General features: G+C 35.1%; 34 protein-coding genes and 1 tRNA gene. 25 read left to right on the top strand and 10 right to left on the bottom strand.

Annotation, left to right across the window (positions count from 1 at the left end; all coding sequences use genetic code 11):
* Nucleotides 1-37: 37 nt before the first annotated feature.
* The 16 genes from BS85_RS11425 to BS85_RS0105770 all read left to right on the top strand — a co-directional run bounded on the left by BS85_RS11425 (nt 38) and on the right by BS85_RS0105770 (nt 7,223).
* A complete protein-coding gene (locus BS85_RS11425) occupies nt 38-196 on the top strand; it encodes a hypothetical protein (protein ID WP_156938070.1) in 159 nt (52 codons plus the stop codon).
* The gene (locus BS85_RS0105845; RefSeq protein WP_026943972.1) at nt 183-566 is read left to right on the top strand and encodes a hypothetical protein; all 384 of its coding nucleotides are present in this window, start codon (nt 183-185) and stop codon (nt 564-566) included. The genes BS85_RS11425 and BS85_RS0105845 overlap by 14 nt, the downstream gene beginning before the upstream one ends.
* A complete protein-coding gene (locus BS85_RS0105840) occupies nt 556-996 on the top strand; it encodes a DUF1353 domain-containing protein (RefSeq protein WP_211246901.1) in 441 nt (146 codons plus the stop codon). The genes BS85_RS0105845 and BS85_RS0105840 overlap by 11 nt, the downstream gene beginning before the upstream one ends.
* Before the next feature lie 117 nt (nt 997-1,113).
* The gene (locus BS85_RS0105830) at nt 1,114-1,599 is read left to right on the top strand and encodes a host-nuclease inhibitor Gam family protein (protein WP_026943970.1); all 486 of its coding nucleotides are present in this window, start codon (nt 1,114-1,116) and stop codon (nt 1,597-1,599) included.
* Nucleotides 1,596-1,784: a hypothetical protein gene (locus BS85_RS11420; RefSeq protein WP_156938069.1), complete on the top strand. Its 189-nt coding sequence runs from the start codon at nt 1,596-1,598 to the stop codon at nt 1,782-1,784. Before BS85_RS0105830 ends, BS85_RS11420 begins: the two co-directional genes overlap by 4 nt.
* Nucleotides 1,785-1,968: 184 nt before the next feature.
* Nucleotides 1,969-2,319, top strand: a complete 351-nt coding sequence (locus BS85_RS0105820; protein ID WP_026943968.1) for a hypothetical protein — start codon at nt 1,969-1,971, stop codon at nt 2,317-2,319.
* 75 nt (nt 2,320-2,394) lie between these two features.
* The gene (locus tag BS85_RS0105815; protein ID WP_026943967.1) at nt 2,395-2,610 is read left to right on the top strand and encodes a hypothetical protein; all 216 of its coding nucleotides are present in this window, start codon (nt 2,395-2,397) and stop codon (nt 2,608-2,610) included.
* 8 nt (nt 2,611-2,618) lie between these two features.
* The gene (locus BS85_RS0105810) at nt 2,619-3,032 is read left to right on the top strand and encodes a YopX family protein (RefSeq protein WP_026943966.1); all 414 of its coding nucleotides are present in this window, start codon (nt 2,619-2,621) and stop codon (nt 3,030-3,032) included.
* A 1-nt stretch (nt 3,033) separates the two neighbouring features.
* Entirely contained in the window at nt 3,034-3,477 is a 444-nt protein-coding gene (locus BS85_RS0105805) for a hypothetical protein (RefSeq protein ID WP_026943965.1), read from the top strand.
* Nucleotides 3,474-3,905 carry a phage protein GemA/Gp16 family protein gene (locus BS85_RS0105800; protein ID WP_026943964.1) on the top strand — a complete coding sequence of 144 codons (432 nt, stop codon included), beginning with the start codon at nt 3,474-3,476 and terminating at the stop codon, nt 3,903-3,905. The genes BS85_RS0105805 and BS85_RS0105800 overlap by 4 nt, the downstream gene beginning before the upstream one ends.
* Nucleotides 3,906-3,942: 37 nt before the next feature.
* The gene (locus tag BS85_RS0105795; protein WP_051604718.1) at nt 3,943-4,230 is read left to right on the top strand and encodes a Mor transcription activator family protein; all 288 of its coding nucleotides are present in this window, start codon (nt 3,943-3,945) and stop codon (nt 4,228-4,230) included.
* A gap of 202 nt (nt 4,231-4,432) precedes the next feature.
* Complete coding sequence (locus BS85_RS10405) at nt 4,433-4,867, top strand: Panacea domain-containing protein (protein ID WP_051604717.1); 435 nt, start codon at nt 4,433-4,435, stop codon at nt 4,865-4,867.
* Nucleotides 4,848-5,732 (top strand): hypothetical protein, encoded by an 885-nt coding sequence (locus tag BS85_RS0105785; RefSeq protein ID WP_026943962.1) that lies wholly within the window; start codon nt 4,848-4,850, stop codon nt 5,730-5,732. The genes BS85_RS10405 and BS85_RS0105785 overlap by 20 nt, the downstream gene beginning before the upstream one ends.
* A 126-nt stretch (nt 5,733-5,858) precedes the next feature.
* Nucleotides 5,859-6,137 carry a hypothetical protein gene (locus tag BS85_RS0105780; protein WP_026943961.1) on the top strand — a complete coding sequence of 93 codons (279 nt, stop codon included), beginning with the start codon at nt 5,859-5,861 and terminating at the stop codon, nt 6,135-6,137.
* A gap of 326 nt (nt 6,138-6,463) precedes the next feature.
* Nucleotides 6,464-6,736: a hypothetical protein gene (locus BS85_RS0105775; RefSeq protein ID WP_026943960.1), complete on the top strand. Its 273-nt coding sequence runs from the start codon at nt 6,464-6,466 to the stop codon at nt 6,734-6,736.
* Complete coding sequence (locus BS85_RS0105770; RefSeq protein WP_026943959.1) at nt 6,726-7,223, top strand: hypothetical protein; 498 nt, start codon at nt 6,726-6,728, stop codon at nt 7,221-7,223. Before BS85_RS0105775 ends, BS85_RS0105770 begins: the two co-directional genes overlap by 11 nt.
* Here BS85_RS0105770 and BS85_RS10400 read toward each other — a convergent pair whose 3' ends face one another.
* From BS85_RS10400 to terL, 5 genes are all read right to left on the bottom strand, one after another.
* A complete protein-coding gene (locus tag BS85_RS10400; protein WP_034551275.1) occupies nt 7,224-7,682 on the bottom strand; it encodes a phage virion morphogenesis protein in 459 nt (152 codons plus the stop codon).
* Nucleotides 7,683-7,686: 4 nt separating this feature from the next.
* Complete coding sequence (locus BS85_RS0105760; protein ID WP_026943958.1) at nt 7,687-8,466, bottom strand: phosphoadenosine phosphosulfate reductase domain-containing protein; 780 nt, start codon at nt 8,464-8,466, stop codon at nt 7,687-7,689.
* 189 nt (nt 8,467-8,655) lie between these two features.
* Nucleotides 8,656-9,801 (bottom strand): phage head morphogenesis protein, encoded by a 1,146-nt coding sequence (locus tag BS85_RS10395; protein ID WP_051604716.1) that lies wholly within the window; start codon nt 9,799-9,801, stop codon nt 8,656-8,658.
* A complete protein-coding gene (locus BS85_RS10390) occupies nt 9,794-11,143 on the bottom strand; it encodes a phage portal protein family protein (protein ID WP_051604715.1) in 1,350 nt (449 codons plus the stop codon). The genes BS85_RS10395 and BS85_RS10390 overlap by 8 nt, the downstream gene beginning before the upstream one ends.
* On the bottom strand, nt 11,140-11,565 hold the full coding sequence (gene terL / locus BS85_RS10870) for a phage terminase large subunit (RefSeq protein ID WP_051604714.1): 426 nt from the start codon (nt 11,563-11,565) through the stop codon (nt 11,140-11,142). The genes BS85_RS10390 and terL overlap by 4 nt, the downstream gene beginning before the upstream one ends.
* On the opposite strand from terL, the gene BS85_RS11075 reads away from it, so the two are divergent.
* The 9 genes from BS85_RS11075 to BS85_RS0105695 all read left to right on the top strand — a co-directional run bounded on the left by BS85_RS11075 (nt 11,494) and on the right by BS85_RS0105695 (nt 18,857).
* The gene (locus BS85_RS11075; RefSeq protein WP_084310202.1) at nt 11,494-11,961 is read left to right on the top strand and encodes a glycoside hydrolase family protein; all 468 of its coding nucleotides are present in this window, start codon (nt 11,494-11,496) and stop codon (nt 11,959-11,961) included. The two genes, terL and BS85_RS11075, sit on opposite strands and share 72 nt — an antisense overlap.
* Before the next feature lie 9 nt (nt 11,962-11,970).
* A complete protein-coding gene (locus BS85_RS10380; RefSeq protein ID WP_034551272.1) occupies nt 11,971-12,312 on the top strand; it encodes a hypothetical protein in 342 nt (113 codons plus the stop codon).
* Nucleotides 12,309-12,536 carry a hypothetical protein gene (locus BS85_RS10375; RefSeq protein ID WP_034551269.1) on the top strand — a complete coding sequence of 76 codons (228 nt, stop codon included), beginning with the start codon at nt 12,309-12,311 and terminating at the stop codon, nt 12,534-12,536. The genes BS85_RS10380 and BS85_RS10375 overlap by 4 nt, the downstream gene beginning before the upstream one ends.
* 192 nt (nt 12,537-12,728) lie before the next feature.
* Nucleotides 12,729-15,530 carry a phage tail tape measure protein gene (locus tag BS85_RS10865; RefSeq protein ID WP_051604712.1) on the top strand — a complete coding sequence of 934 codons (2,802 nt, stop codon included), beginning with the start codon at nt 12,729-12,731 and terminating at the stop codon, nt 15,528-15,530.
* Between the two features lie 9 nt (nt 15,531-15,539).
* Nucleotides 15,540-15,911 carry a phage tail protein gene (locus tag BS85_RS0105720; protein ID WP_026943956.1) on the top strand — a complete coding sequence of 124 codons (372 nt, stop codon included), beginning with the start codon at nt 15,540-15,542 and terminating at the stop codon, nt 15,909-15,911.
* Nucleotides 15,908-16,846: a phage late control D family protein gene (locus tag BS85_RS0105715; protein ID WP_026943955.1), complete on the top strand. Its 939-nt coding sequence runs from the start codon at nt 15,908-15,910 to the stop codon at nt 16,844-16,846. Before BS85_RS0105720 ends, BS85_RS0105715 begins: the two co-directional genes overlap by 4 nt.
* Before the next feature lie 148 nt (nt 16,847-16,994).
* On the top strand, nt 16,995-17,153 hold the full coding sequence (locus tag BS85_RS11415; RefSeq protein ID WP_156938068.1) for a hypothetical protein: 159 nt from the start codon (nt 16,995-16,997) through the stop codon (nt 17,151-17,153).
* 89 nt (nt 17,154-17,242) lie between these two features.
* Nucleotides 17,243-18,034 (top strand): DNA adenine methylase, encoded by a 792-nt coding sequence (locus BS85_RS0105700; protein ID WP_026943954.1) that lies wholly within the window; start codon nt 17,243-17,245, stop codon nt 18,032-18,034.
* A gap of 124 nt (nt 18,035-18,158) precedes the next feature.
* A complete protein-coding gene (locus BS85_RS0105695; protein ID WP_026943953.1) occupies nt 18,159-18,857 on the top strand; it encodes a hypothetical protein in 699 nt (232 codons plus the stop codon).
* 71 nt (nt 18,858-18,928) lie between these two features.
* Here the strand turns inward: BS85_RS0105695 and BS85_RS0105690 are convergent, their stop codons facing one another.
* The 5 genes from BS85_RS0105690 to prfA form a co-directional block, all read right to left on the bottom strand.
* Nucleotides 18,929-19,231 (bottom strand): hypothetical protein, encoded by a 303-nt coding sequence (locus tag BS85_RS0105690; RefSeq protein WP_026943952.1) that lies wholly within the window; start codon nt 19,229-19,231, stop codon nt 18,929-18,931.
* A 45-nt stretch (nt 19,232-19,276) separates the two neighbouring features.
* Complete coding sequence (locus BS85_RS0105685; RefSeq protein WP_026943951.1) at nt 19,277-19,918, bottom strand: S24 family peptidase; 642 nt, start codon at nt 19,916-19,918, stop codon at nt 19,277-19,279.
* A gap of 231 nt (nt 19,919-20,149) precedes the next feature.
* Entirely contained in the window at nt 20,150-21,922 is a 1,773-nt protein-coding gene (locus BS85_RS0105680; RefSeq protein ID WP_051604711.1) for a P-loop NTPase fold protein, read from the bottom strand.
* Between the two features lie 225 nt (nt 21,923-22,147).
* Nucleotides 22,148-22,238: transfer RNA gene (locus tag BS85_RS0105675), tRNA-Ser, on the bottom strand.
* A 163-nt stretch (nt 22,239-22,401) separates the two neighbouring features.
* Nucleotides 22,402-23,472, bottom strand: coding sequence for a peptide chain release factor 1 (prfA, locus tag BS85_RS0105670; RefSeq protein WP_026943949.1), 1,071 nt, complete (start codon nt 23,470-23,472; stop codon nt 22,402-22,404).
* Between the last annotated feature and the right edge of the window lie 13 nt (nt 23,473-23,485).

Below are 23,485 nucleotides of genomic sequence, written 5' to 3'. Positions count from 1 at the left end.
GGGGACACAAACCCAAATTTCAAAACAAGGAGCAACAATGGAAAAAGAAATTGTTTGCAGTAGCGCAATGTTGCAAGGTCGCAAATGCGATTACTCAAAGCGGTTTTTCTATATTCGCGGCGGTTACATTTTTTCAAAGAAAACAGACAAAATCGTGGATATTCTAGCTAGGAGTGCCGTATATGGTGGAAATTAAGAGATTTTGCTACATCTCCTCACCCCTACAAGCAGTGCAGGAAAAGGTTGTGAATACTTCCAATGCAAAATCCATTAATAGCGCGTATTCTATTATCAAACACCTTGCAGTTGCAGGAATGGAAAAGGCTAAGGCAATGGGTTGCATTGCAGTGAGTGGAGTTTTAGCAATTGACGCAGCTATGGACATTTACAATCCTGTTTGGAATACAGAAAAAGAGGCGGATGCGAATAATATCAAAAAACATTTGATTGAAAGTGCAGAATTTGTGCTTGTGGTTTCTTGGAATGGAGAGGCTCACCCCAAAGAAGTCTTAGAAGACGTAGCTTATGGGAAAGAACTCGGGAAAGAGATTGTGTATGGGGTTTAAAATGCAAGGATACAAAGACTTAATCACAATCTTACGCAAAGGAAAAGACTTTGAACTCTTAGAGCCTTTTCGCTTTTATTTTCAAAAAGAGAGATTGGCGCACTTCGCTTATGGTTTGAATGATTTTATCGGATATTCCTCTTTAAATGGAACACCCTTTATTCAGATTCCAAAGGGTTTTAAAACAGATTTCGGCAGTGTGCCACAAATTTTTCAAAGCTTGATTTCACCTGTAGGAAAGCCTACTAAAGCATTCGTGTTGCACGATTATCTTTGTGCTAGGGCAAACGCGGGAGAGCTCACACGCAAAGTAGCAGATAGAGTGTTTTTAGAAGCAATGAGGGTTTTAGGTGTAGGGAGAGTAAAGCGCGTAAGTATTTACCTAAGCGTCCGTGTTTATGCACTCACAAAGAGCCTTTTAAACCTATAAGGGCACACAATGGCTTTAAAAATCATCAAAAAGGCAAAGGTAAAAATGGCGGTGGCTACAAGATATGGATTTGTAGCTTGGGATTATCAATTTAAAATTTGGTTGAAAGGAGAATAAATGGAAATCAATAATTATGAAAATGTGAATGAGGCACTAAAGAGAATCGCAGAATTAAGCGTGGGGATTGAAAGAATCAATGGAGAAGTAACCCTAGAGTGCAACAGAATCAAGGAATCAAGAAGTAGCGAAATTGACAAACTCTCTAATGAGAAAAAGTATTTAGAGCAGTGTATCACAAGCTTTTGTGAGGAGAATAAAGCAGACTTTGCAGAAAAAAGAAGCAAGGATTTTACCTTCGGCACGATTGGTTATCGCCTTGTGAAGTCTGTCTCACTGCCTAGAGTAAGAGAGAAAATAGACAAACTCCTCTTAGCCCTTAAGAGCTATGGTTGTTCTGATTGTATCAAATATGAGGAGAGTATTGACAAAGACGCAGTGTGTGAGCTAGAGGATTCTACACTTGTAAAGCTAGGGCTTAAAAGAGTAATTAAAGATAATTTTAGAATCGTGCCTAAGATTGAAAGCTTGGAGAATGCGCAATGAAACTAAAGGCATTATCCCTTGCTTTAGCACAAACACTTTTGCCTACTTTCTCTAAAGAGCAAACACAAACTAAGAGAGGCAACCCCACAAAGAGCCAAACAAGCACGATTAGCAAAAAAGAAAGAAAGAGACGCACAAAGCATAAAAAGGTAACCAAGAAACAAAAAGCAAAAGGCAAGAAATAATCTTGCCTTACCTTGCAAGAAGTCTTTGTTTTAAGGCTTCTTGGAGGGTAATCCCTCAATGCAAAGCATTTTAAAAGCTCACAAGCAAGAGTAGGAAACCTAGCTTTGATAAACAAAGCTTTCCTAATTGCCTGTTCGCTCTTAAAAACACTTTGCATTCATTTCAACACAAAGGATAAAATAAATGGGAAAAATTAGAATTAAAGACAAAGAGCATTTAGAGCAGATTTTTAAACAATTTGCAGAGAATGAGGAAGAGGAATTTTCTCTTGATTTGATTGTGGAGTGCAATTCAGAATTAAGCCTTAAAGATTTAATAGAGACTTGCGAAGTCATTGGCTATGAGAATTTGCTTTTAGAGGATAGCTTTGTAGAGAATCCACGAAGTCATTGCGATACTTTTTACATTGACTTAATCGGCATTAAGGGCTTTAGGTTTGGATTAGGAGTTGAATCGGTATGGTTTTTTGGAGGCAAAAACCCTGATGAATTAAGCTTTGAGAATGATGGAACACTAAGGGTTTGGTTTGACTAAAGCTTGAATAGAGCCTACCACTTTGGTAGGCTTGATTGAAGTTTTACAAAAATAAGAGTTATTAGGAGGTGAAAAATGATGAAATTAAGCACAGAATTAAAAGTAAATGTAGATTCTGAAATACCTAACACTAAATATGAAAAGGTGGCAAATAGAATATCCAGTAACATTAAAGAATATCATAAGCTTGCTGATGAGATTGTGCAGGACACAATGCGTTTAAAAGAGCTGGGTTATGTATGGTATTTAAGTGATGATGTAGCTAAAACAATAGAAATAAAAAAGATTTAGGAGTAAAAATGAAACTCAAAGACATTGATTTTAGGGTGTGGGACATTTCAAAAAAAGTATTTTACAACGATTTAGGATTTTCAATACTGCCAAGCTCAAGCTGTAGCAAGACCTTTAGAATGGACTTAGCGATTACCTTTGCTAAGAATCTTGAATCTGCTTGTATGCTTATTAGCAATTATGAGGTTGATTTTTATACAGGTTTTAGGGATAGAAATGACAAAAAGATTTATGAGGGTGATATTGTGGCGCATTATGCCGAAGGAGGAGGCATTGAATATTATTCAAAAGTTGTTTTCAACCAAGAAAAAGGCGCATTTGAATTTGTTTGTATAGAACACCCAATCACTACAACTTTTGATGAATTAGCAAATCCTGATATTGGAGTGGTGGGTAATATCCACGAAAATAAAGATTTATAAAATGGAATCCAATGTGTGGGCAGGGATTGAAAAGCGCAAGGCTTTAAGAGAATTAGTCTTGGATAGTATTCCTGCGCGTTTAGCTCCTTTAGTTACTTGTGTGGCTTTGAGAGAGAATGGAAGCAATGCTGCTTGTGTCATTGTCTTTAAACATAATCTCGCCTTAGCAGAATGGAATTGCACACAATCCCAAACACTAGAGAAAATGCGCGAACTCTATAAAGAGCGCAATTTAAAACAAGTCGTGGTGTTTAATGCTGTAAAAGCAGAGGTAGAGTTTAAGCCGATTCAAAAAGAGAATACAAAGCAAGAAATTTTAGCGTTCAAAGAGCAATCTAGTGGAAACTTCACAATCCATTGTCAAGATGAAAGTATGCGTAAAATCTTTTTAAAGATTCAAGAAAGCATAAAAAACAACCTAGCAAGAGAAATGGAGGAGAGATGAATAATACAAAGTTTTTAAAGAATCATCTTATTAAAGTGATTCATACACTAAAAAGTGGGAATGGCATTAGCGAGGAATGTTATCGTGGAATCCTAAGTGATATGTTTGGAGTGGAGAGCTGTAAAGAGCTAGACGAAAAAGGGCTTTACCAATTAGCGCAGAGATTTGGTTATGCCGTGCCTCTAAATGTGCTTTTAAAATCCGAGTTTTGCAAGAGCGGTAAAGCCACAAAAGCACAAATTGCTACAATAAAAGGCTTGTATTTCAAGGTTGCAGAAGTGAAAAATGAGCTAGGATTAAGAAATTTCATTGATAGAATCATTGGCAGACGCCCTTTATATTTGAATAATTTAGAGATTAAAGAGGCACAAAAGGTCATTATTGCGCTAAAGGAATGGCAAAGAAGCAAAAAGGGGGATAAAAATTGATTTAAATTTGTTAAAATTCCATTAGTAAGGAGTTTTAATGGAATCCCCAATCACCAATTCAGATATTTTCTTTCATCTTTACGAGCAAATCAAAGGTGGTGCAACTCTCAAGCAAGTTTTGCAGGATTTTGGTGGGGCAAATATTTATATTCCAAGTTATAAGAGTGTGCAAAGAGATGAGGATATTTGGGAGGATTATCAAAATCTTTCAAACAAGCATTTTCCTAAAAAGCATATTATGCTAAGTCTCCAACAAAAATATGATTTGAGCGAACAACACCTCTATAAGATTCTTAAAGGCAAGAGACAGCCGAGTTTGTTTTAAATCCTTAATCATTTCAAAAGTTTAAGTATTTTTTAATGAATATTGTAGCGTTTAATAAAATATTTAAGAAAGATTTACCTCAAAATCCCACTTATTTTCATCGCAAAATCTTTTTTAGAGCTTTTTGGTTTATTTCTTTATGATATACTTTCAAACCTAGTAGAATTTACAAAATAATAATATTACTTAGAGGAAAATGGAGATGAAAGCGTTAGAAGTTGCAAAGCACATTATAAACTATTGTATCGGCATTAACAAACCAGTTAGCAACCTCCAATTACAAAAAATGTTATACTTTTTGGATATTTTTTATCTAGTAAATAAAAAAGGAAGGCTCATTACTGATAAAGATTTTCAGGCGTGGCAATATGGACCTGTTATCCCAGAAGTATATCAGAACTATGCTTTCAATGCTGCTTACCCCATCAACATTCGCCAAGATATTAAAGAAGAATTTCCCGATGATTATAGCGGTTATTTATACGCCTTTATTCATAAGCTTGCCAAAATGAAACCTTGGGATTTGGTGGATTTAAGTCACGAACCAAATCAACCATGGTCTAAAGCTTATATAGAAGGGAAAAAAGAAACTATTAGCACTGAATTAATGGAAGAATATGCAAAACAGCAAAGATAAAGAATTTTTCAGCCAGCAAGGACTCAATCTAAAGTCATTACGATCTGTCAATGAGACAGAAGGTGAAAAATTTAAAAATATATTAGAAAATATTGCAAAGCCAGAACAAAATATTAAAGATAACATAGAAAAATTAAAAGATTTTTATAAAGACGATAAAAGACATAGTTATGCTATTATCTCTGAATATTCATTTGGCAAAGAGGTTGAAGAGCTCAATGTTTTGGCGGAAAATATAAGCAGCATTTATCGTTATTCGCTAGAAAACGAACAAGAAATTTCGCCTAAAATTTATAAGCTATTTGATCACATTAATTTGGAAATTGTCAGAAAGCAGAGCTTTGAAAAATTTAAACAAAAAACTAGAGAACTAGCAGACTCCACCAAAGAGGAAGTTATGGAAAAAATCATAGAAGCTAAAAATTTAGCAGAATCTGCCAAACAAGAAACTCAAAGTATGACAAAAAACTATATCACAATTTTAGGTATTTTTTCTTCTGTTATTTTAGCTTTTGTTGCAGGGCTAACTTTCACCAATTCAGTTTTAGCAAACATAGATAAAACTAGCATTTATCGACTTTGTTTTGTTGTTTGTCTTATTGGATTATTTATTACAAATATTTTGCATTACTTATTTAATTTTATAAGGGATATTAATAGAAAAGAATCAGAAAATACAAAAAATGCACTTTTCAATTGGTCTAATCCTATTACAAGATTTAACACTACCATTATTGTTATTATGATTGCAATTGGTGTTGTTTGGTTTTATTTTGGCAAAAAAACTTCTGACATTAATGATTCCATTAAAATTTTAATGGAAGTCAAACAGCTAGATAACAACCAAATTAGTCACAATGATTAATCTTTTGAAACAAATAAATTCCTAATATTTTCATTAATTTTGCTTTTTATTTCTTAACTTGCAACACCACAGCACACACTAAGCTGTGGAGAGTTAATGTTCTATCAATCAAAAAAAGGAGACGCAATGATTTTAGAAATCATACACAAAGAAGCAAAAGTCTTTTTATCTTTAACAATTAATCAGCATTCAGAAATTGGATTTCTAGCAAATCAAGAAAGCATTAAAATTGCTTGCAATAATCTTGAATGCGAGATTAAAGTTAAGGAAAGCTTTAATGTTTTAGTTAATGCAGTTTGTAGAGCAAGAGAAAGAATTGATGAGGCTTTAGAGAATAAAGATATTTCTTTGGTGATTGATTTGAAACAAATCATTGATGATGTGATTCAAGAGTTTAAGGATTAATTCTTAATATTAAGCCATAGCTTCATTTGTAAGCTGTGCTTTCTCTTTTACCACATTTAATTTTTCTTTTTTAATTAAAAAGGAGCAGTTTAATTTGTGCCAATTTCTGCATTCCTAAGATAATAAAGCAATGATAATTTTACAGAAAGTTACAATTTAAAATTATTATAATCTTAAATTTTATACAATTTCAGCCATTTTTTACTGAAAAATTGAAAGAATACAAATAAAAATTAAAAAACTAAAAATTTATAAAATACAAAAAAATAATTATCCTTTATTGTGAATATCAGTTTTGATAGAAATATACATCAAAAGGAAATGCAATGGCGCGTGATGTGGAAAAGATGAGAAAAGATTTATCTGAGATCAAAAAAGAAGTAGATAGTGCGTTTGACAAAGTTTTTAGTGGTAATGCGCGCGTGAATGATGGGTACACAGATAATTGTTGTTCCAAAGACACATTAGATTATTACACCAAGCTATACGAATGCAATCCTGAAGCCATCAAGCAAATGGAAGAGAAAAAGAATCGGTTAAAGATGGATGATATAGATAGTGCTTGTGATTATGCAAGGGGCGTTATTGATGAAATCTGAATTGATTACTGATGTTATTAATATAGAACCCAACAGAAAGGTAGTGAGTTCTATCGTATATGAATTTCATAACATTTGTGAATCTTATGATGTGATTATCCCTGCAGAATATAGAAAAGACTGCATTGACGACATTATTGCATTTTATGAAAAATATTTAAAAACACACAAACAAAAGCTATTAAGCATTGATTATTACAAGATTGTATCTTGGTATGCGGTATTTGTGGCAGTTAAAATGTTTAATTTCTACCAACAAAAAGGATTAAAAAACGATAGTTGGATTAAAGTGATTGGATTTGCTGTTGGCTGTATGATTGATGAGTTGAAATTCAGAGAAAAAAGAATGATTGAAGACGCATATAAAAAGAAAATTATTGCAATGGTTGCTTGTGAAATTAAAGGCAATAGCGATTTTGGTATTGGTAAAAATGGTCTTTATATGCTTATGCTGACTGCTAGAAAAGTAAAGGCTGTATCAGAATAATCATTCCAACACCTTTTTCAAATAATCCACCACTTCACTTTCTAGTCTCTCCCCTAAATCCTTTGGAATCTCTCCATTTTTATTAATCGGCATAAAAGGACGTGCGGGAATGTTTGCCTTTTTGCCTCTCCCCGCTTTTCCTCCAAATTGATGAATGGCAGCATATTGTTTATTCGTGCCTACTTGTGCGCTAGAACCTGTAACTTTTTGTGTGAAAGATTGGCTTAAAAGCCCACTTTTGATTAGAATCTTATTGCCTTTTTTCTTTTGTAAGGTTTTAGGTGCGTTAGGTTTCCATTTCTCTCTAAAGGGCGAGGCTTGTTTGTCAAAGGATTCCTCTGTAACATTTTGTAAAGTATTTGCAACTCTCCTTAGAAGTGGTGTTTTATTCTCTAATGCCTTGCTTAGTTTCTCTAGTTTGCCTTGTAGCTCCTCAATGCTAAGGGTGATTTCTGCCATAATCCTACCTACAAAAACAAACCATATCCTCTGTGTAGGCTGAAGTAAAATCCATTGTGGAATTTCTTTTAAATTGTGCTTCCAATTCTACACAAGTTACATTAGGTTTTAAAGTCGTATTCAAACAGCCTAATTCTTTAGCCTTTGCTTCCATTTGTTTGCATTTCTCCCACTCTTTGGGGTAGAATTTAAAAAGATTAAAAAGGGATTTTTTGCTTTGTTTGGGACAACAAAAACAACCTGTCCTCTCAAAGTGTTGATAAAGAGGATTTGCGATTCCCCTTTCTCTTAAGAATCGTTCAATTTCTCCTTCATTCCATTGCCACTGGTGCAAAGGATATTCTGTAATTCCATAATCCAAACTAGAAGTTCTCCCATTCTCCACTTCATTATAGGTATAACCAATAAGAATCGTGTTTTTAAAAGCATTGGGGCTTTTGCTTTTGACAAATTCTCTTGTGGGTTTTGCCTTTAACTCCCTTGTGCAATAATCCATTCCAATAGTTTTTGGAAGCCCACGCAATTTGCCTTGATTCTCCCCCCTTGTGATAGGGTAAGTAAAAGCCCATTTTGCGAAAATATCCTCCTTACTTCTTAGTCTTGTAAGCCTTTGATTAAATTTTTCTAACAAATAGGATTCTAACTTGTCTATATATTCAAGCATTTGGGGAAACTCATAATGTGTATCACAAAAGACAATATAATCAATCTTGCCTCCTAATTCTAAATACCTCACTACCATTGCAGTAGAATCTCTCCCACCACTAAGATTTGCAAAAGTCATTCTTTGCCTTTAGTCTTGAGATTCTTTATAGCGTATTGCATTTTTTACTCCTTTGTGGTAGAATTATTTTATAAAGGTTTTACCTATCGTGGTGTATAATCCACCCCTTGTCTAGCCCAAAACAAGCTAATGGGAAAAAGTAACGATATTGCCGTAGGACTTTATCACCTTTTGCAGAGCTTGGGCGGCTCAATATTTGATTGTTTCATTGCTCTTTACTAAACTCACAAGGAATATTTCTTCTTTATTTTGTGTTACTTTAAATACTGCTTTGTAATAACTTCCAAACCTACTAAAATAAACAATATGATTCTCTCCGCTTTCTTTTACCTTATACACATTGGTATCTCTGATTAAAAAAGGCAAGAAAGAATAATCCAATTCCTCTACATTGGTATGATGTGTATGTGTTCTTAATGTCCAACCGCTCAAATAAATTTCTTTTGCTTTTGTTTTGAGTAAATCTTTAAGCGTTTGTGTGGTTTTAGCAAGAGGAATAAATTTCCTATCTACCTCGCCATTTAAGTTTTCTTGTTCAAGATTCTTAATGGCTTGATAATTTTGCTTGACTTGTGCAATATCCTCTTTTGTAGCCTGTAAGGATTCCACAAACGCCCTCTTATTGCTATCCTTAGCAAACTTTTTAAGTTTAGAATCTAAAATGGTATTTAGGCTATTATCTTTCTCTAGCCCTCTCTTATCATAGCTCCAATCTTTACTTGCAATAGGCAATGGAGGTGTTTGTGAAATACTAAAGCCTTGCCTTTCACATTCTGCTTTGCTATACGCCCTCACCACACATCTACAATTCCAACCATTTGGGGGATAATTTGTTTCCCAAAACTTATCATCTCTATGGAGTGTGATTCCGTGCATTCTAAGATGAGAGGGACGCGTTAAGCCATCTTGCAGGGCAATATACCTTAAGTAAATCTCCCCTTCTAGCGCATATTGTGCTTTGGCTCTACCTTGAGCGTTTGCGGTGCGCATATTGGTGTTATAGATTCTTTGTAGTCTTGTGTTATTGACATTGATTGTCTTTATCTCTCCTGTTTTCTCGTTCCTAACTTCTACTTTGCCCAACCAACCCTTTTTAGCTAGTGTGGGTTTAATTTCCTTTTTCCAAACTTCAAAGCTTTTTCCTTCCTTTTGTGCTTTAATTAAAGAGTCTTGTATATCACTGAGTAAATCTAGCTTGGTTACTTTTGCAATCGTAAATGCCTTTAAGTGTGCTGCGTGCATTAATTCATCATAATCAAAGTGAAGTTCAGGTTTCTTTGCTCTTAAAAACTCTATGTTCTGCTTTGGAGGGAGATTGAAGTGAAAGCTAACCATTACTTGCCCCATAGATTTGTGCGTTCATTATTGCCTCTGCCAAGAGTGCTTCTGCCATTTCTAATTCCTCGCCTTGTAAAGATTTTTCTAGTATCTCTAAGGCTTCCTCAAAGCTCTTAGCATTTTGCAAGAGTGAATCTATATCAAAATCTTTTATTTTAAGATTCTCGGTAAAATTATCTATCGCATCAAAGGTGAGATTTTTATTCAAAGGGATTTTAAAAGGGATTAAATTATCCTTTAAAGAGTTTTTAACAAGCTTAGAATCCTTATTATTCTCTCCCTCTTTCTTTGTGGAATCCTTAGGGTTTGGTTCTGTTAGGGGTGTAGTCTTTAGATTATAGGTTTTCTCTATATATTCTTGTGTGGGCTGATAACCCATTTCATAAATGATTTTATCCCTTGTGGCAAGTTCGTTTTTAGGTTCGTCTTCATTAAAGAGTAAAAAGGTAATTTCCTCACTGATTCCATTGAGGGCTTTAAAATAACTAATCACACGATTACAAACATAGCAAAGAATCCTCTCATCACTTAGGGCAATCTCGCTTCTAATTGCATTATGTGCCTGTGCTGCGGCAAGACTTCCCCCTGTTACTTCGCCTGTGAGATTGCCACCTAAAATAAAGCGGTTGATTTGGGAGTCGCAATAATTGATTAAATTCTTAAAATCACTTTTTGCGCTGGGTTGGATTAATTCTATTTCCTCATCTTTGTCAATTACCGCCGTGCTACCATTAAGCATATTAGAAACTTCAAGGGCAAGAGTGTTTGGGTCATCTTGTGTTTTTGCCACAGCCCACGGCTCTCCAAATCTCTCTAAGAATCGTATCCAAAAGTCTAGCCCTGCATTCTTAACATTGACGCTAAAATATAAATGCCGCAATGCGGATTCTCCATAGGGAGCGCGGAAGCTTTGGTTATAGATTCCATAGACAACCTTAAAAGGAGGAATCTCCTCTTCTAATCCATTACCTAAAAATATGAGTTTGCCCTCATTGTCAAACTTAAACTCTTGAAAATCTCTCCCTACTAAGCTTGGCACAAACAGCCCTTGCTTTCTCTCCCAATTGATTTCAAAGACATTGATTCCGTACAGATAAGTTTCAAGAATCTGTGAGAGGATAGAAGCGTGGAAGACGCCTTTTAGAATCTCTTTGTATTTTTCGTTCTTTGTAGAGATGATGACTTCTTTTTTCTCAATATGTGCCTTTCTTGAGATATTGCATTGGCTTACGATTAAATCCCCCATAATCATTGTAATGTCTTTTTTGCTTAGGGGCTTTTGGTAAGGGGTATTGAGTAATTCTGCAATCAAGGTGTTTTGTAATAAATGTTCTTTCATAGTCTAAAACTCCTTTTGGGTTTTAAAAATGTGTAATCCATTACTCTTTGCTTTTTCTTTTTGAATTTTAAAAGGGAGTATGCACCTTCTAAGGCGTCTGGCAAGTCGTCATTCTTGCCATCAGGGAATTGCTCTAGTTGCTCTAAAAGTAAGGTTTGGTTGCGGTGGAATAGAATCTCCCCGTCCTCAATAGGAATCTCTAGCCTTTCAATACGCAATTCTTTGTTTTCTGTGTTGGTAATGGCTTTAATATGGATATTTAAACCCTTGTTTTGCGCTTCTTTTTTAATATAGTCCTTTAAGAAATCTCCTCCAAAGTTTGCTTCTAAGGCTGCCTTGTTGGGGTTGTATTGTTTGTAGAGTGCAATGAATTTTTTTGCAATTTCCCTTGTTTTAAAGATTCCACCGATTGCCTCACACACATAGGCTTTGCCCCTGCGGGGTTTGATACAATCGGATATGGACGAAACATTGAAGCAAACCCCTTAAGCGCAGAGGAAAAGGCAAAGCTAGAGAATGGCAAGGTGAGTAAAGAGGTGGCGCAAGAGTGGCTAGAGCAAGAATTAAGCCGCTGCTATGATAGTTGCGATAAGGCGTTTTCTTGGTTTAAGGATTTAGATACCAAACGCGCAGGAGCGATTGTGGATATGGCTTACAATATGGGCTTAGGCACTTTAAAGACTTTTAAAAACTCTCTTGCGTTAATGGAAGCAAAAGATTATGTCAAAGCCGCAGAGAATTTCAGAAAGTCGCGCTGGTATGCACAAGTCAAAAGGCGCGGTGTGCGTATCACAGAGATTATTGAGCGGGGGGCTTAAGCGGAATCAATGGACACTCTATTAAAGCTCTTTGTCGGTAGTGGGGGTGGAATCTCTACCACTTTGTATGGTGTGATTGCTTCACTATTTTTTGCGCTCGTTTTTGTAGGTTGGCTTTACAAGGGTGCGCTAGAAGAGATTGCGAACTTGGACGCCGCATTACAAATTGCGCAAGGTAACACAGCAATCTTGCAAGAATCCCTACAAAAACAAAATGAAGCCATAGTGGCTTTAAAAGTGCAAAAGACACAAAAGGATACAAGTGCAGTGGATAAGATTGTGATTCAAGATTCTAGTTGTGAAGCGGAATTAAAAGGTTATAAGGATTTGTTTAAGGAGTTGGGGAGATGAAAAAATTTATTTTATCGGCATTTCTAACCCTTTTTGCGTTAAGTTTTACCGCCTGTGCGACAAAACCCATTGTAAAAATCCAAACTCAAGAAGTGCTAATCCCTATGAAATGTAACTTAGAGTTACCACCCAAACCACAAGAGGACGGAAGCTTTGAATCCCACAAAGCTTTGGCAAAGTATTATTTAGAAGTAGAGCAAATCGCAAAAGATTGCACAAAATGATAAGGATTAAAGAGTGTTTAAAGAGGATTTAAAAGGTGTTTAGTGTGGAAAAGTGAATATGTTTTAAGAACTCACAGACAAGAGTAGGCAACCTAGCTTTTACAAGTAAAAGCTTTCCTAATTGCCTGTTCGCCCTTAAAACATATTCACATTAAGTTTTTCAAAACCTTTTTACCCAATCAAAGGAAATCAATGCAAAATCTAGGAATCTCCATTAAAATCGGCTCGGCTTTAGAATCCAAGGGATTCAATGCAGCACAAAAAGAATTAAGCAAGATTCAAAGCTTGAATCAAAGCGTATTAAAATCCACACTGACGCCTAAAGTCAATCTTTCACCTCTTAATAAGCTTAAGAGTGCATTGAATGGAATCAAAGCACAAGTGGAATCCTTGCGCAATAAGGATTTAGAACTCAAAGTGCAAGGTAAGATTGATAGCTTTAAATCTAGTTTTGTAGAAAAGGCTGCGATTGGTGCAAGTATTGCAATGCCCATAAAAGCCGCGATTGATTTTGAAAGCTCAATGGCTGATGTGAAAAAGGTAGTAGATTTTGATTCCAATGAGGAATTAAACGCCTTTGGTGCAGAGATTCGTAAGCTCTCCCAAACCATTCCGCTACTCCCCACAGAACTAGCTAAAATCACCGCGAGTGGTGGGCAACTTGGAATCGCTAAACAAGACTTAATGGGATTTACTACCCTTGTTGCAAAAATTGGCACTGCCTTTGATATGAGTGCTGACCAAGCAGGGGATACAATGGCAAAGATTATGAATGTCTATGGCTTGGGATTAAAAGAAATGGAGGGACTAGGCGATACGATTAACTATATCTCCGATAATTCTGCCGCAAAGGCAAGTGAAATTACAGAGGTGTTAAATAGAATTGGTGGAACGGCTAAGGTAATGGGATTAAGTGCAGAGAATGCTGCGGCTTTAGGCAGTGCCTTTATCGCAATGGGAAAAGCCCCCGAAGTTGCAGGAACAGCAATCAACTCCTTTTTTACCAAACTCCTAGCTCCCGAGAAACAAAGCGCGAGTTTTAGAAAGGCTTTGGAGGAAATCGGCTTAAGTGCGGAGGAATTAAAAGATTCTATCCAAAACAATCCCCAAAAGGGTATTGAAGAGTTTTTAGAAACCCTTGCAGGAATAGAAAAATCAGAACAAATGGGAATCCTAAGCGATTTATTTGGTGCAGAGTTTGGCGATGATATGGCATTGCTTGTCAGTGGAATAGACAACTATAAAAAAGCAGTGGCTTTGGCAAATGATAAAAACAAAGTGGGTTCTTTGCAAAGAGAGTTTGAAACCCGTGCAGCTACAACAGAGAATGCACTTACACTCCTTAAATCTAGTGTTTTAAATCTTGGAATCACAATCGGCAGCATTCTGTTGCCTCCTTTAAATGCGATTATTGGTATCATCAAGCCCATTATTAATGGCTTTGCCACGCTTTGTGAGACATTCCCTAGAATCTCGGGAGTGGTTGTGGGTGCAGTGGCTGCCTTTGGTTCTTTTATAGTTGCAAGTGCAGGTTTGGGATTCGTGTTGAATCTTGTGCATTTGAATATCTTAAAAGCCTTGCCTTATTTTAGTCTGTTTAAAAGTGCAATCATCGCAAGTGTTGCGTGGCTTAGGGCAAAGAATCTTGGGCTTTTATTGGTGAAAGCGCAACTTGGGGCTACAATGGTTGCTACAAGACTTTATGGAATCGCAACACTAGGACTTGGCAAGGCTTTAGCATTTGGTGGTGCAGCCTTAAAAGTTTTTGGTGGGATTTTATCCTTTGTGGGTAAATCTTTGCTTTTAAATCCTATCTTTTTAATTGGTGCGATTCTTGCTGGGGGAGCGTTTCTCATTTATAAATATTGGAATCCAATCAAAGAATTTTTCTCTGCTTTGTGGGATAAAATCAAGGTGGGTGCAAGTGTTGCGTGGGAGGGGCTAAAGAATGTTTTTAAATATTCACCCTTAGGAATTTTAATTACAAGTTTTAGCAAAGTTTTTAGCTATTTTGGAACTTTTTGGAATCACGCAAAAGGCTTGTTTGTCAATTCTTGGGAATTTTTAAAATCTATTTTTAAATGGACGCCTTTGGGACTTATCATACAAGGCTTTAGTGCAGTTACTGAATATTTCTCCTCACTTTTTGCTACTTGGGTGGGTATGTTTTCAGAAGTCATCAACAAGATTGGGAGTGCTATTTCTAGAGGACTTGGTAAGGCTTTAGCATTTGGTGGTGCAGCCTTAAAAGTTTTTGGTGGGATTTTATCCTTTGTGGGTAAATCTTTGCTTTTAAATCCTATCTTTTTAATTGGTGCGATTCTTGCGGGGGGAGCGTATTTGATTTATAAATATTGGACGCCTATCAAGGAACTTTTCTCTGTCTTGTGGGATAAAATCAAGGTGGGTGCAAGTGTTGCGTGGGAGGGGCTAAAGAATGTTTTTAAATATTCACCCTTAGGAATTTTGATTACAAGTTTTAGCAAGGTTTTTAGTTGTTTTGGAACTTTTTGGAATCACACAAAAGGCTTGTTTGTAAATTCTTGGGAATTTTTAAAATCTATTTTTCAATGGTCGCCTTTGGGGCTTATCGTGCAAGGCTTTAGTGTAGTTACTGAATATTTCTCCTCACTTTTTGCTACTTGGGTGGGTATGTTTTCAGAAGTCATTAACAAGATTGGGAGTGCAATCTCTAGCATTAAAGGATTCTTTGGATTTGGAGAGAAAGAAAGCAGCATAAAAATGCAGGATTCCTTAGCCTTGCAACCTGCACAAATTACCCCGATTGAAATCAAACCCATTCCACAGAATCCAAAGGTACAAGCGCAAAATATCAATGTGGCTTTCACGGGTGGAATCCAAGTACAAACCACCGATGGCAAGATTCCAGAGAACTCTCAACTCCAAAGAGACATTCAAAGGGAAGTGGAAGCGGCGTTAAAAAAGTCTAAAGAGAGTGAGCGGAATCGCACACTAAGTGATATTGATTTTTAAGGGTTTTAAATGGCTTATCTTGCATTGGGAGATTTTAAATTTATCTTACAACAAACGCAACTCAATACAATAGAATCCAATTTGGAGCTAACCTTTAGCGAGATTGCAAGAATTGGGAATAATCCAGCGTATTTTAATAGTGGGAAGTTTAAAGAATCTTTCACATTAGAATTTGATATGTTGTTACAAAAGCAAGAGGTGATAGAGGGATTCTTAGAGGCAGTAAAACAAAAACAACCTTTCTTTATGGTTCTAGGCTATGGCAAGATTATCGGTGAGGTGTTAGTAGAGAGTGTGAATATTAAAAGTGAATCCATAATCCCCAATGGTGCAAGTTTGAAACGCACTTTGCAAATCGCACTTAAGAGGTATTATAAGTGAATCATTTTACACCAGCCTTTAGAATCCTAGCGAATGAGAATGATGTAACCGAACACATTGCTAAGAATCTCATCTCTTTAAGCTTCAAAGATGAAGCGGGGATTGTGAGTGATGAGATTACACTTAGTGTGTATGGGACTTTCAAGCGTCCAAAATACCAAGATAAGTTAAAGCTATGGTTAGGCTATAAGGAGAGTGGGCTTTGGTATTGTGGGAGCTTTGCGGTGCAAAGTAGTGAGAGGACGGAATCTAGCACAACCATTACGGCAACAGGAGTAGATTTTAGCGGGGGATTAAAAAAGAGAAAGAATCGTGCGTGGGAAAAGGTAAGCCTCAAAGAGATTGTAGAGAGAATTGCTAAAGAACACGGCTTAAGTGCAGTTGCTGATTATGGAGAGATTAAGATTGCCTATACAGGACAACACGACATCAGCGATTTAGCATTTTTAAAGAAATTTGCAAAAGACTTTGACGCAGTGTTTAATGTCAAGGATAATCAGATTATCTTTTTAAGGAAAGGCAATGAGGGTAAAAGCACGATTCCTAAAGCTTCCATTAGCCTAAGTGAATGCAGTAGCTACCGCATTAAGTATTCCAATAAGACGCTTTATGGGAGTTGCAAAGCAGTATGGCACGATACAAAAGAAAATGCAATCAAAGAAGTTGTGGTAGGCAGTGGCGAGGGGGAGCAAATCAAACTGGAGCAGAGTTTCAAGAATGCAGCAGAAGCTAAAGAAAAAGCTAAGGCAAAACTAGAGAGGGCAAATAGTGGAATCGTAAGTGGAAGTTTAGAGATTTATGGTAGCAAGGTATTTGCGGGGGGAATCTTAAGCCTAAGTAATGCAGGAGAGGATAGCGGGGAATATCGTATTAAGAGTGTGAATCACTCTTTGAGCGTGGATTCTTTTACTACAAGTGTGGAGTTTGAGAAATAATGACAATGTTTGCAAAGGGGATTTTTAAGAGCGAACAGGCAATTAGGAAAGCTTTACTTGTAAAAGCTAGGTTGCCTACTCTTGTCTGTGAGCTTTTAAAAAGCACCTTTATAAAGAATCTGGAGATTAAACTTTAAGGAGAAGCCCTTTGAAAAAGAAAGCTTTAAAAGCACAAATCAAATCTTTAAACCATACGCTTCAATTTTTAGAGAAAAAGTGTGCTTGTTTGGAACTTATTATGAAATGGCAAAGTGAAAAATTAGAGATTATAAGAGAACAAAGAATCAAAGAAAACAATAAAGAATAAGGGGAAACCCCCTTAATGAAAACTAGCAAGGGAATGATACCTCACTTTTGAAAATCTAGCAAAAAAATTTCATTTTAAAAGGAGTTGCAATGGAAAATGCAAACTTTAAAATGAAAACTAGCACTCTTAAAGCCCCCTTTGCTTGGGTAGGTGGGAAATCTAAAATGGCAAAGGAGATTGTAGAGAGAATGCCTGAACACTCTTGCTATTGTGAAGTGTTTGCAGGTAGTCTTTCTGTGCTTTATGCCAAAGAGCGTGTTAAAGCAAAATATAATGAGGTGATTAATGATTGGAATGAGGATTTAATCAATCTACACAGAATCATTCAAACACGTCCGCAGAGTCTTCAAATAGAATTGAATAGAATGCTTAATGGTAGAGACTTTTTCTTGGATTCTAAAGTAAAGATTCCAAGAAACAAGATAGAAAAAGCCGCACTTTATTTTTATTCTATTGTGCATAGCTTCGGGGGCAAGAGGGACAATTATGCAATGTGTAAAAAAGCAAGAAGCATAAAGAATATTTATAAGAGCTTTCAAGTCTATGCAGAAAGGCTTAAACCCGTGAGTATTGAGAATCTTGACTTTAGAGAGTTTATTAAGCAATATGATAGCGATGTTACATTATTCTATTTGGACCCTCCTTATGTGGGAACAGAGAATTATTATAAGAACAAAAAGACCTTTGATTTAAAAGACCACAAGGATTTATGCAAGATTCTAAAGAGTATCAAAGGTAAATTCTTGTTAAGCTATAATGATTGTGAGCTAGTAAGGAATCTCTATAAGAACTTTACCATAGAAACTCTAGAGACAAAATATAGAATCAATATGCAAACACAGAATGTGAAAAGGAAGGAGTTGTTGGTGAGGAATTATTAAAAGAGATTTAAAACCTTAAACTATGAGCTAGATTGCTTGTAATAATTTTTATTTTCATTCAATCTAGCTCATTTAAAGCTCAAGAATTAGATAGAATTTCAAACTAAAAATATAAAGAGAAATAATGGATTCTAGTGTTTGGATTAGTTTGATTGGTGTTTGCGGAACTTTAGGAGGGGCTTTCTTTGGGGCTTGGCTCAATCCCTATATGCAGGAAAAGAAAGAAACTAGAAGATTAAAAAGAATACTCAAAGAAGCAAGCCCTTTAGATAAATTTATTCTCTTTAATGCGTATCACAATGCCTATTTACCCCTGAATGGAATGATAATTATCCCCAATGCACAATTAAATCTTGAAACTCAACAGCTGATTAATCTCTTTAATGAATATGTGGATGTTTTACAGCTTAATATCAAAAGGCTAGGAAATGAAAAAATATTGTTTGTTCAAGACTTAGAATGTTGGGGATATAGATTAGCATTAAGTAGTGAATTTTCTTTCTTGATTTATCAAGACAAAGAGATACAAGAGAAATTACTAGAGGGGAATAAAACTTTTATCAAAGAAGTGATTTATTCTCTATACGAACGACTAATGCAATCTGAAGTTATATTCAAACTATTACAACGACCCCAACCACAAATCTATCGGCAACCAAAAACCATTGCTATACCAACAACCACATTAGCAAACATTAATATGTTTATGCACAATATTAATGTTTTTAATATCTTGGGGGATTCAAACAATTTAAATCCTGCTTCGCCAACAGCCTATTTAAACTTTCCAAAGAGAGAATTTCACCCTGAATATGAGGGGTGAATTTGATTTTTTCAATAAGAATGACACAAAAAGAGAGTAGTGCTTCTGGCACTTCAATGTGCCTATTCCTATTACTCAAAAGATTCTCTATAATAATTGCTAGATTCCACATAGGTTAAAATGACGCTTTTACAAAAGCAATCTTCTACTTTGATTTCAATTCTTTTAAAATCCTTGCTGACTTTTGCATTCTTGATGTCCTTATTGACTTCTTGCAAGGCAGTGATTAAGGCTTTCATTTCCTCTAGTGTTTGCAATCTTACATTTAAATTTTGATTGTAAGTATAAAGAGAATCATCAGTCTCTTCGTATCTTGTTAAAAGGATTCCTTCTAAATCTTCTCTTAGTGTTTCTTTTTTAGCTAGGTTATTCATTTTGTCTCCCTTTGTTTTGATGAGACAACATTAACTCTCCATAGCTTAGTGTGTGCTGTGTATTCGTCTAATTTCACCAATAACCGCGCCAATTATCAGAAAATCTCCATTATTGTAAAAAATATCTTTAAAGGCTGGATTAAAAGAATGCAGAATCACTCCATTTTGTTGTTTAAAAACTTGCTTAATAAAAAGCCCCTCTCTTGTGTTGATGACATAAATGCCTTTATTTTTAAATGGTTTTGCCTTATCAATCACACAAATAGAGCCGTCCTTGATGACAGGCTCCATAGATTCGCCAAAACTTGTAATCCATTCGCAATTTTGACTCTGAAAGAAATTGAGCATGGTATTATCCACTACTATTTCTTGATATTCTACAAACTCATTCATTCCACCCCCTCCTAAAGAAGCATTTGTTTTATAGAGTTTTAGAATCCTATACTTCTCCTCGCTTCCTAAGCTTTCTTTAGGGGAGCTTCCAAAGAAAAAGTAATTGATATTAATCTTTCTTTGCTCTAGGAAGTTTAGGATTTGTTTATAGGGGATAGAGTTTCTAAACTTCATACTATTGAAAGTATCGGGGTGTATGTTTAAGGCTTTGGCTACATCAATGCTTTTAATCTTTGTTTGCCCCTCACTCGCCAAAATATCCTTTAGTTTCTCTATAATCTCTTCCATTTCCATCATAATCCCCAATAATTATTTTATATTAAAAGGAATTTAGCATAAAATTAAGAAAAAGCAAGAATAGATTTTGAAATGAAAGGGAGTTTGAGTGTTTAAAAAGATTTTAAACAGCTTTTAAATTAATTTTAGCTTCTGTGAATCAAGAATAAAAAACTCTTTATTTTAACCATTTAAAATTCCTTAATAAATTTAAGAAAAGTTAAAGCGCATCTTAAATTGCAAAAACTCTTAAGATGAGAGATTGTTTTTTTCTAATAACCTCAATAAGATACAATCATGTTCTTGGCTTTTAAGGGTTATAAGGACATTTTCTTTTTTAATTTTATTTTCTTTTTTATTTAGAAAATATTGGTATCCTAGAAATAAGTTATTTTCAAGATTGTATTTCTCAATCCCAGAAACCGTTAAATTAGAAAAAAAGATAGAAAACTCTTGGCAGAATTCATTATCTTTTTGAAAATATTCTGCAATATCTTTGAATGGGTATTGATTGTATCTTTTTATGCCATCAATCGTAAATGTGCTTGTTATTTTTTCAAATTCTGCTAAAAATGATTCAATATTCTTATTTTGATATTTCTCTTCTTTAAGCTTTTGATAATATTGTTTGTATTCTTGATTATTTTCTTTAAATTTTTCTATTTCTTGGTAAAAATCCTTATAAAATGGAGCGTGATAAGCTGATAGATTAAATTCATATTTAACTAAAGCCTCAATGAATGACTTTTCAATATCTTTTTTGCAATCTAATTCCTTGCCAATTATCTTTTCATAAATATTAAAAAAATGTTGATAATAACCAATAGAATAATTCATTCCATTGTCTTTAACATAATTATTGAATTTTGGAAATGAATATTCAATGTATTTGGCAAACTCCTTATCATTTAAATTGCCAAAAAGATATTTGTCCTTATATTTTTCAAAATTAGTTCTAATTTCATTTTTTAGGCTATTTTTAAAATCGTTCTTTAAAATTTCTAATTCTTGTTGCTCTAAATTGCAAAAATTATTAAAATACTTCTTGTAGCAGAGAAAAACTATTCCATTTTTATCATCGGATTTTATTGAATAATATTTCATTACTTCATCAAATAAAGTCTGATAATGTATTCTTAGAGTATCTATAAAAATTTCACGTTCTTTGTAATTATAAAATTGCATAAAACATTCTTTATTAAAATAATTAATATGCTGTGTAATCTTTATTAGCAATCTTAAATTATTATTTAATTTTTGCTTAAAACATTCAAGGATAAGTTTTGCAACGTCTTGCTTTATTTCTTCAATATTACACTTTAAATTCTTCTCAATGATTTTGCGTGCTATTTCATCATTATTATCAATAATAGTCTCATAATCAATAATTTTTTCTTTGTAGGTTTCATACCAATTTTTAGGATGTTCTACTTTACTACTGCTTGATTCCTGTCCTCTATTCGCTTTTTGTTCTTTTTGATTATTTAATTCCTGTTTATCCAATTCGTCTTTATTAAAAATCATAACTACATTACAGGACTTATCTTCTTTTAACAAATTGACAAGTCCCAAAATTTCATCTAGTGGCAACTTGTCAGATTTTCTTTCTATGTTATCAAAACAAACAATAATATTCTCAAAATCCTCTTTCTTAAAAATAGAAAAAATGGAATCAAGATTAATATTTTTAGGTACTGCTGGCACTATAAGTTTTATAGCACCAGAGGTAAATTTAGCTGCTTTCTCAAGCACCTCATTATGAATCCCATTAACCTTCAAAACTATTTCTTCTAGGATTTGTTTGTAACTTTCCTTGCCAAATAAATCAATATAAACAACTTGTTTCTCTTTATTTATCTTCTCAATCTCTTTTTCAACTTCTTTCCATAAATAAGTTTTACCTGCACCCCAAGCACCTTGTATAGCCAAACAAACATTTTCAATCTTATTTTCAATCAAAAATTCTGCAATCTTGAGAGCTTTATTATTTTTCTTATTCTCAATATCATAAGTGCTGCACATATAGCCCCCTAATATATTATTTTTAACATAAATTATACCAAATCTTCTAAACTTTCTAGCTTATCCTTAAAAATTGCTAAATTTTTCCACTTTAAATCAAAGCACTACGATTTTAAATGGAAAAACTTTGATTTTAAATGGCGTTTTATATTTAAGATTATAGCAAAATATTCACAACAAAAGCAATGATGCAGATAAGAATACAGAATAATGAAAGATAAAAAGTGGCGGACAGAGAGAGATTCGAACTCTCGGTAATCTTGCGACTACGCATCCTTAGCAGGGATGTGGTTTCAGCCAACTCACCCATCTGTCCAAGTAAAGTAAAAAGAAATGTAATTGTATCACTTTTAGGTAAAAGGTAACTTAAGAATCCCATATTTTTGCGGAATTCTTAAGATTTTATGGAGTTTTGAATGCGCTAAGATTCCATAGAATGGAGAATCTTAGCACTAAAATGCAATCTCAAGCATTGAATCTTATGCGATTCCGCTATTTTGTAGTGCCTCTGCCTGAAAATACGCCACAATCGGGTCAATCACGGAATCCAAATTTCCACTTAGCATAATTTCTTCCAAGCTATACAATGTAAGCCCAACGCGGTGGTCTGTTAAGCGGTTTTGCGGATAATTATAAGTGCGGATTCTCTCGCTTCTATCCCCACTTCCTACTTGCGACTTTCGTGCCTCTGCGTTTTGTTCCATTTGCGCTTCTAGCTCTGCTTCATAGATTCTAGCTTTTAGAATCTTTAGGGCTTTGTCCTTGTTTTTATGCTGGGATTTCTCATCTTGCATTGATACACTAATGCCTGTGGGAATATGCGTGATTCTAACAGCGGAATCTGTGGTATTAACGCACTGCCCCCCGTGTCCTCCTGCGCGGAATACTTCAATTCTCAAATCATTGGGGTTGATATTAACTTCTACATCATCAACTTCTGGCATAATGGCAACGGTAATGGCGGAAGTATGCACGCGTCCTTGCGATTCTGTGGCGGGGACGCGTTGGACGCGGTGTGTCCCACCCTCGTATTTGAGCCTAGAATACGCGCCACTTCCTTTTACAAGCGCAATAACCTCCTTGTATCCTCCCACGCTGTTTTCGCTAGAACTCATAATCTCCACTTTCCAACCCTTTAAATCCGCGTAGCGCACATAAGTGCGGAACAAATCGCCTACGAAAATTCCCGCTTCATCGCCGCCCGTTCCTGCGCGCAATTCCAAATAGATATTCTTATCATCATTGGGATCTTTGGGAAGTAATAAAACTTTAATTTCGGATTCTAAAACTTCGTTTTGTGTCTCTGCTTCTTTAATCTCCTCTTTTGCCAAATCGCCCAATTCTTTGTCATCTAGCAAGGCTTTATTTTCTTCAATGCTTTGGAGATTCTTAAGATATTGACGCGCCTTTTGCACAAGCTCCTCCAAGTCGCTTTGCTCTTTGCTAAGCTCGGTAATGCGTTTAATATCATTGAGAATATCAGGCTGCACTAGCAACGCGCTAATTTCATCGTAACGCGCAATAAAAGGCTGAAGTTTGAGTGCTAACATTAAATGGCTTTAA

Source organism: Helicobacter rodentium ATCC 700285 (assembly GCF_000687535.1).
GTDB lineage: Bacteria > Campylobacterota > Campylobacteria > Campylobacterales > Helicobacteraceae > Helicobacter_D > Helicobacter_D rodentium.
The sequence above is the reverse complement of the archived record's forward strand: the minus strand, read 5'-3'. Positions and strand labels throughout refer to the sequence as shown.

Coding starts and splice junctions, on each gene's coding strand:
- BS85_RS11425 (WP_156938070.1), top strand. CDS start 38: ATGGAAAAAGAAATTGTTTGCAGTAGCGCAATGTTGCAAGGTCGCAAA.
- BS85_RS0105845 (WP_026943972.1), top strand. CDS start 183: ATGGTGGAAATTAAGAGATTTTGCTACATCTCCTCACCCCTACAAGCA.
- BS85_RS0105840 (WP_211246901.1), top strand. CDS start 556: ATGGGGTTTAAAATGCAAGGATACAAAGACTTAATCACAATCTTACGC.
- BS85_RS0105830 (WP_026943970.1), top strand. CDS start 1,114: ATGGAAATCAATAATTATGAAAATGTGAATGAGGCACTAAAGAGAATC.
- BS85_RS11420 (WP_156938069.1), top strand. CDS start 1,596: ATGAAACTAAAGGCATTATCCCTTGCTTTAGCACAAACACTTTTGCCT.
- BS85_RS0105820 (WP_026943968.1), top strand. CDS start 1,969: ATGGGAAAAATTAGAATTAAAGACAAAGAGCATTTAGAGCAGATTTTT.
- BS85_RS0105815 (WP_026943967.1), top strand. CDS start 2,395: ATGATGAAATTAAGCACAGAATTAAAAGTAAATGTAGATTCTGAAATA.
- BS85_RS0105810 (WP_026943966.1), top strand. CDS start 2,619: ATGAAACTCAAAGACATTGATTTTAGGGTGTGGGACATTTCAAAAAAA.
- BS85_RS0105805 (WP_026943965.1), top strand. CDS start 3,034: ATGGAATCCAATGTGTGGGCAGGGATTGAAAAGCGCAAGGCTTTAAGA.
- BS85_RS0105800 (WP_026943964.1), top strand. CDS start 3,474: ATGAATAATACAAAGTTTTTAAAGAATCATCTTATTAAAGTGATTCAT.
- BS85_RS0105795 (WP_051604718.1), top strand. CDS start 3,943: ATGGAATCCCCAATCACCAATTCAGATATTTTCTTTCATCTTTACGAG.
- BS85_RS10405 (WP_051604717.1), top strand. CDS start 4,433: ATGAAAGCGTTAGAAGTTGCAAAGCACATTATAAACTATTGTATCGGC.
- BS85_RS0105785 (WP_026943962.1), top strand. CDS start 4,848: ATGCAAAACAGCAAAGATAAAGAATTTTTCAGCCAGCAAGGACTCAAT.
- BS85_RS0105780 (WP_026943961.1), top strand. CDS start 5,859: ATGATTTTAGAAATCATACACAAAGAAGCAAAAGTCTTTTTATCTTTA.
- BS85_RS0105775 (WP_026943960.1), top strand. CDS start 6,464: ATGGCGCGTGATGTGGAAAAGATGAGAAAAGATTTATCTGAGATCAAA.
- BS85_RS0105770 (WP_026943959.1), top strand. CDS start 6,726: ATGAAATCTGAATTGATTACTGATGTTATTAATATAGAACCCAACAGA.
- BS85_RS10400 (WP_034551275.1), bottom strand. CDS start 7,682: ATGGCAGAAATCACCCTTAGCATTGAGGAGCTACAAGGCAAACTAGAG.
- BS85_RS0105760 (WP_026943958.1), bottom strand. CDS start 8,466: ATGACTTTTGCAAATCTTAGTGGTGGGAGAGATTCTACTGCAATGGTA.
- BS85_RS10395 (WP_051604716.1), bottom strand. CDS start 9,801: ATGGTTAGCTTTCACTTCAATCTCCCTCCAAAGCAGAACATAGAGTTT.
- BS85_RS10390 (WP_051604715.1), bottom strand. CDS start 11,143: ATGAAAGAACATTTATTACAAAACACCTTGATTGCAGAATTACTCAAT.
- BS85_RS10380 (WP_034551272.1), top strand. CDS start 11,971: ATGGACACTCTATTAAAGCTCTTTGTCGGTAGTGGGGGTGGAATCTCT.
- BS85_RS10375 (WP_034551269.1), top strand. CDS start 12,309: ATGAAAAAATTTATTTTATCGGCATTTCTAACCCTTTTTGCGTTAAGT.
- BS85_RS10865 (WP_051604712.1), top strand. CDS start 12,729: ATGCAAAATCTAGGAATCTCCATTAAAATCGGCTCGGCTTTAGAATCC.
- BS85_RS0105720 (WP_026943956.1), top strand. CDS start 15,540: ATGGCTTATCTTGCATTGGGAGATTTTAAATTTATCTTACAACAAACG.
- BS85_RS0105700 (WP_026943954.1), top strand. CDS start 17,243: ATGGAAAATGCAAACTTTAAAATGAAAACTAGCACTCTTAAAGCCCCC.
- BS85_RS0105695 (WP_026943953.1), top strand. CDS start 18,159: ATGGATTCTAGTGTTTGGATTAGTTTGATTGGTGTTTGCGGAACTTTA.
- BS85_RS0105690 (WP_026943952.1), bottom strand. CDS start 19,231: ATGAATAACCTAGCTAAAAAAGAAACACTAAGAGAAGATTTAGAAGGA.
- BS85_RS0105685 (WP_026943951.1), bottom strand. CDS start 19,918: ATGGAAATGGAAGAGATTATAGAGAAACTAAAGGATATTTTGGCGAGT.
- BS85_RS0105680 (WP_051604711.1), bottom strand. CDS start 21,922: ATGTGCAGCACTTATGATATTGAGAATAAGAAAAATAATAAAGCTCTC.
- prfA (WP_026943949.1), bottom strand. CDS start 23,472: ATGTTAGCACTCAAACTTCAGCCTTTTATTGCGCGTTACGATGAAATT.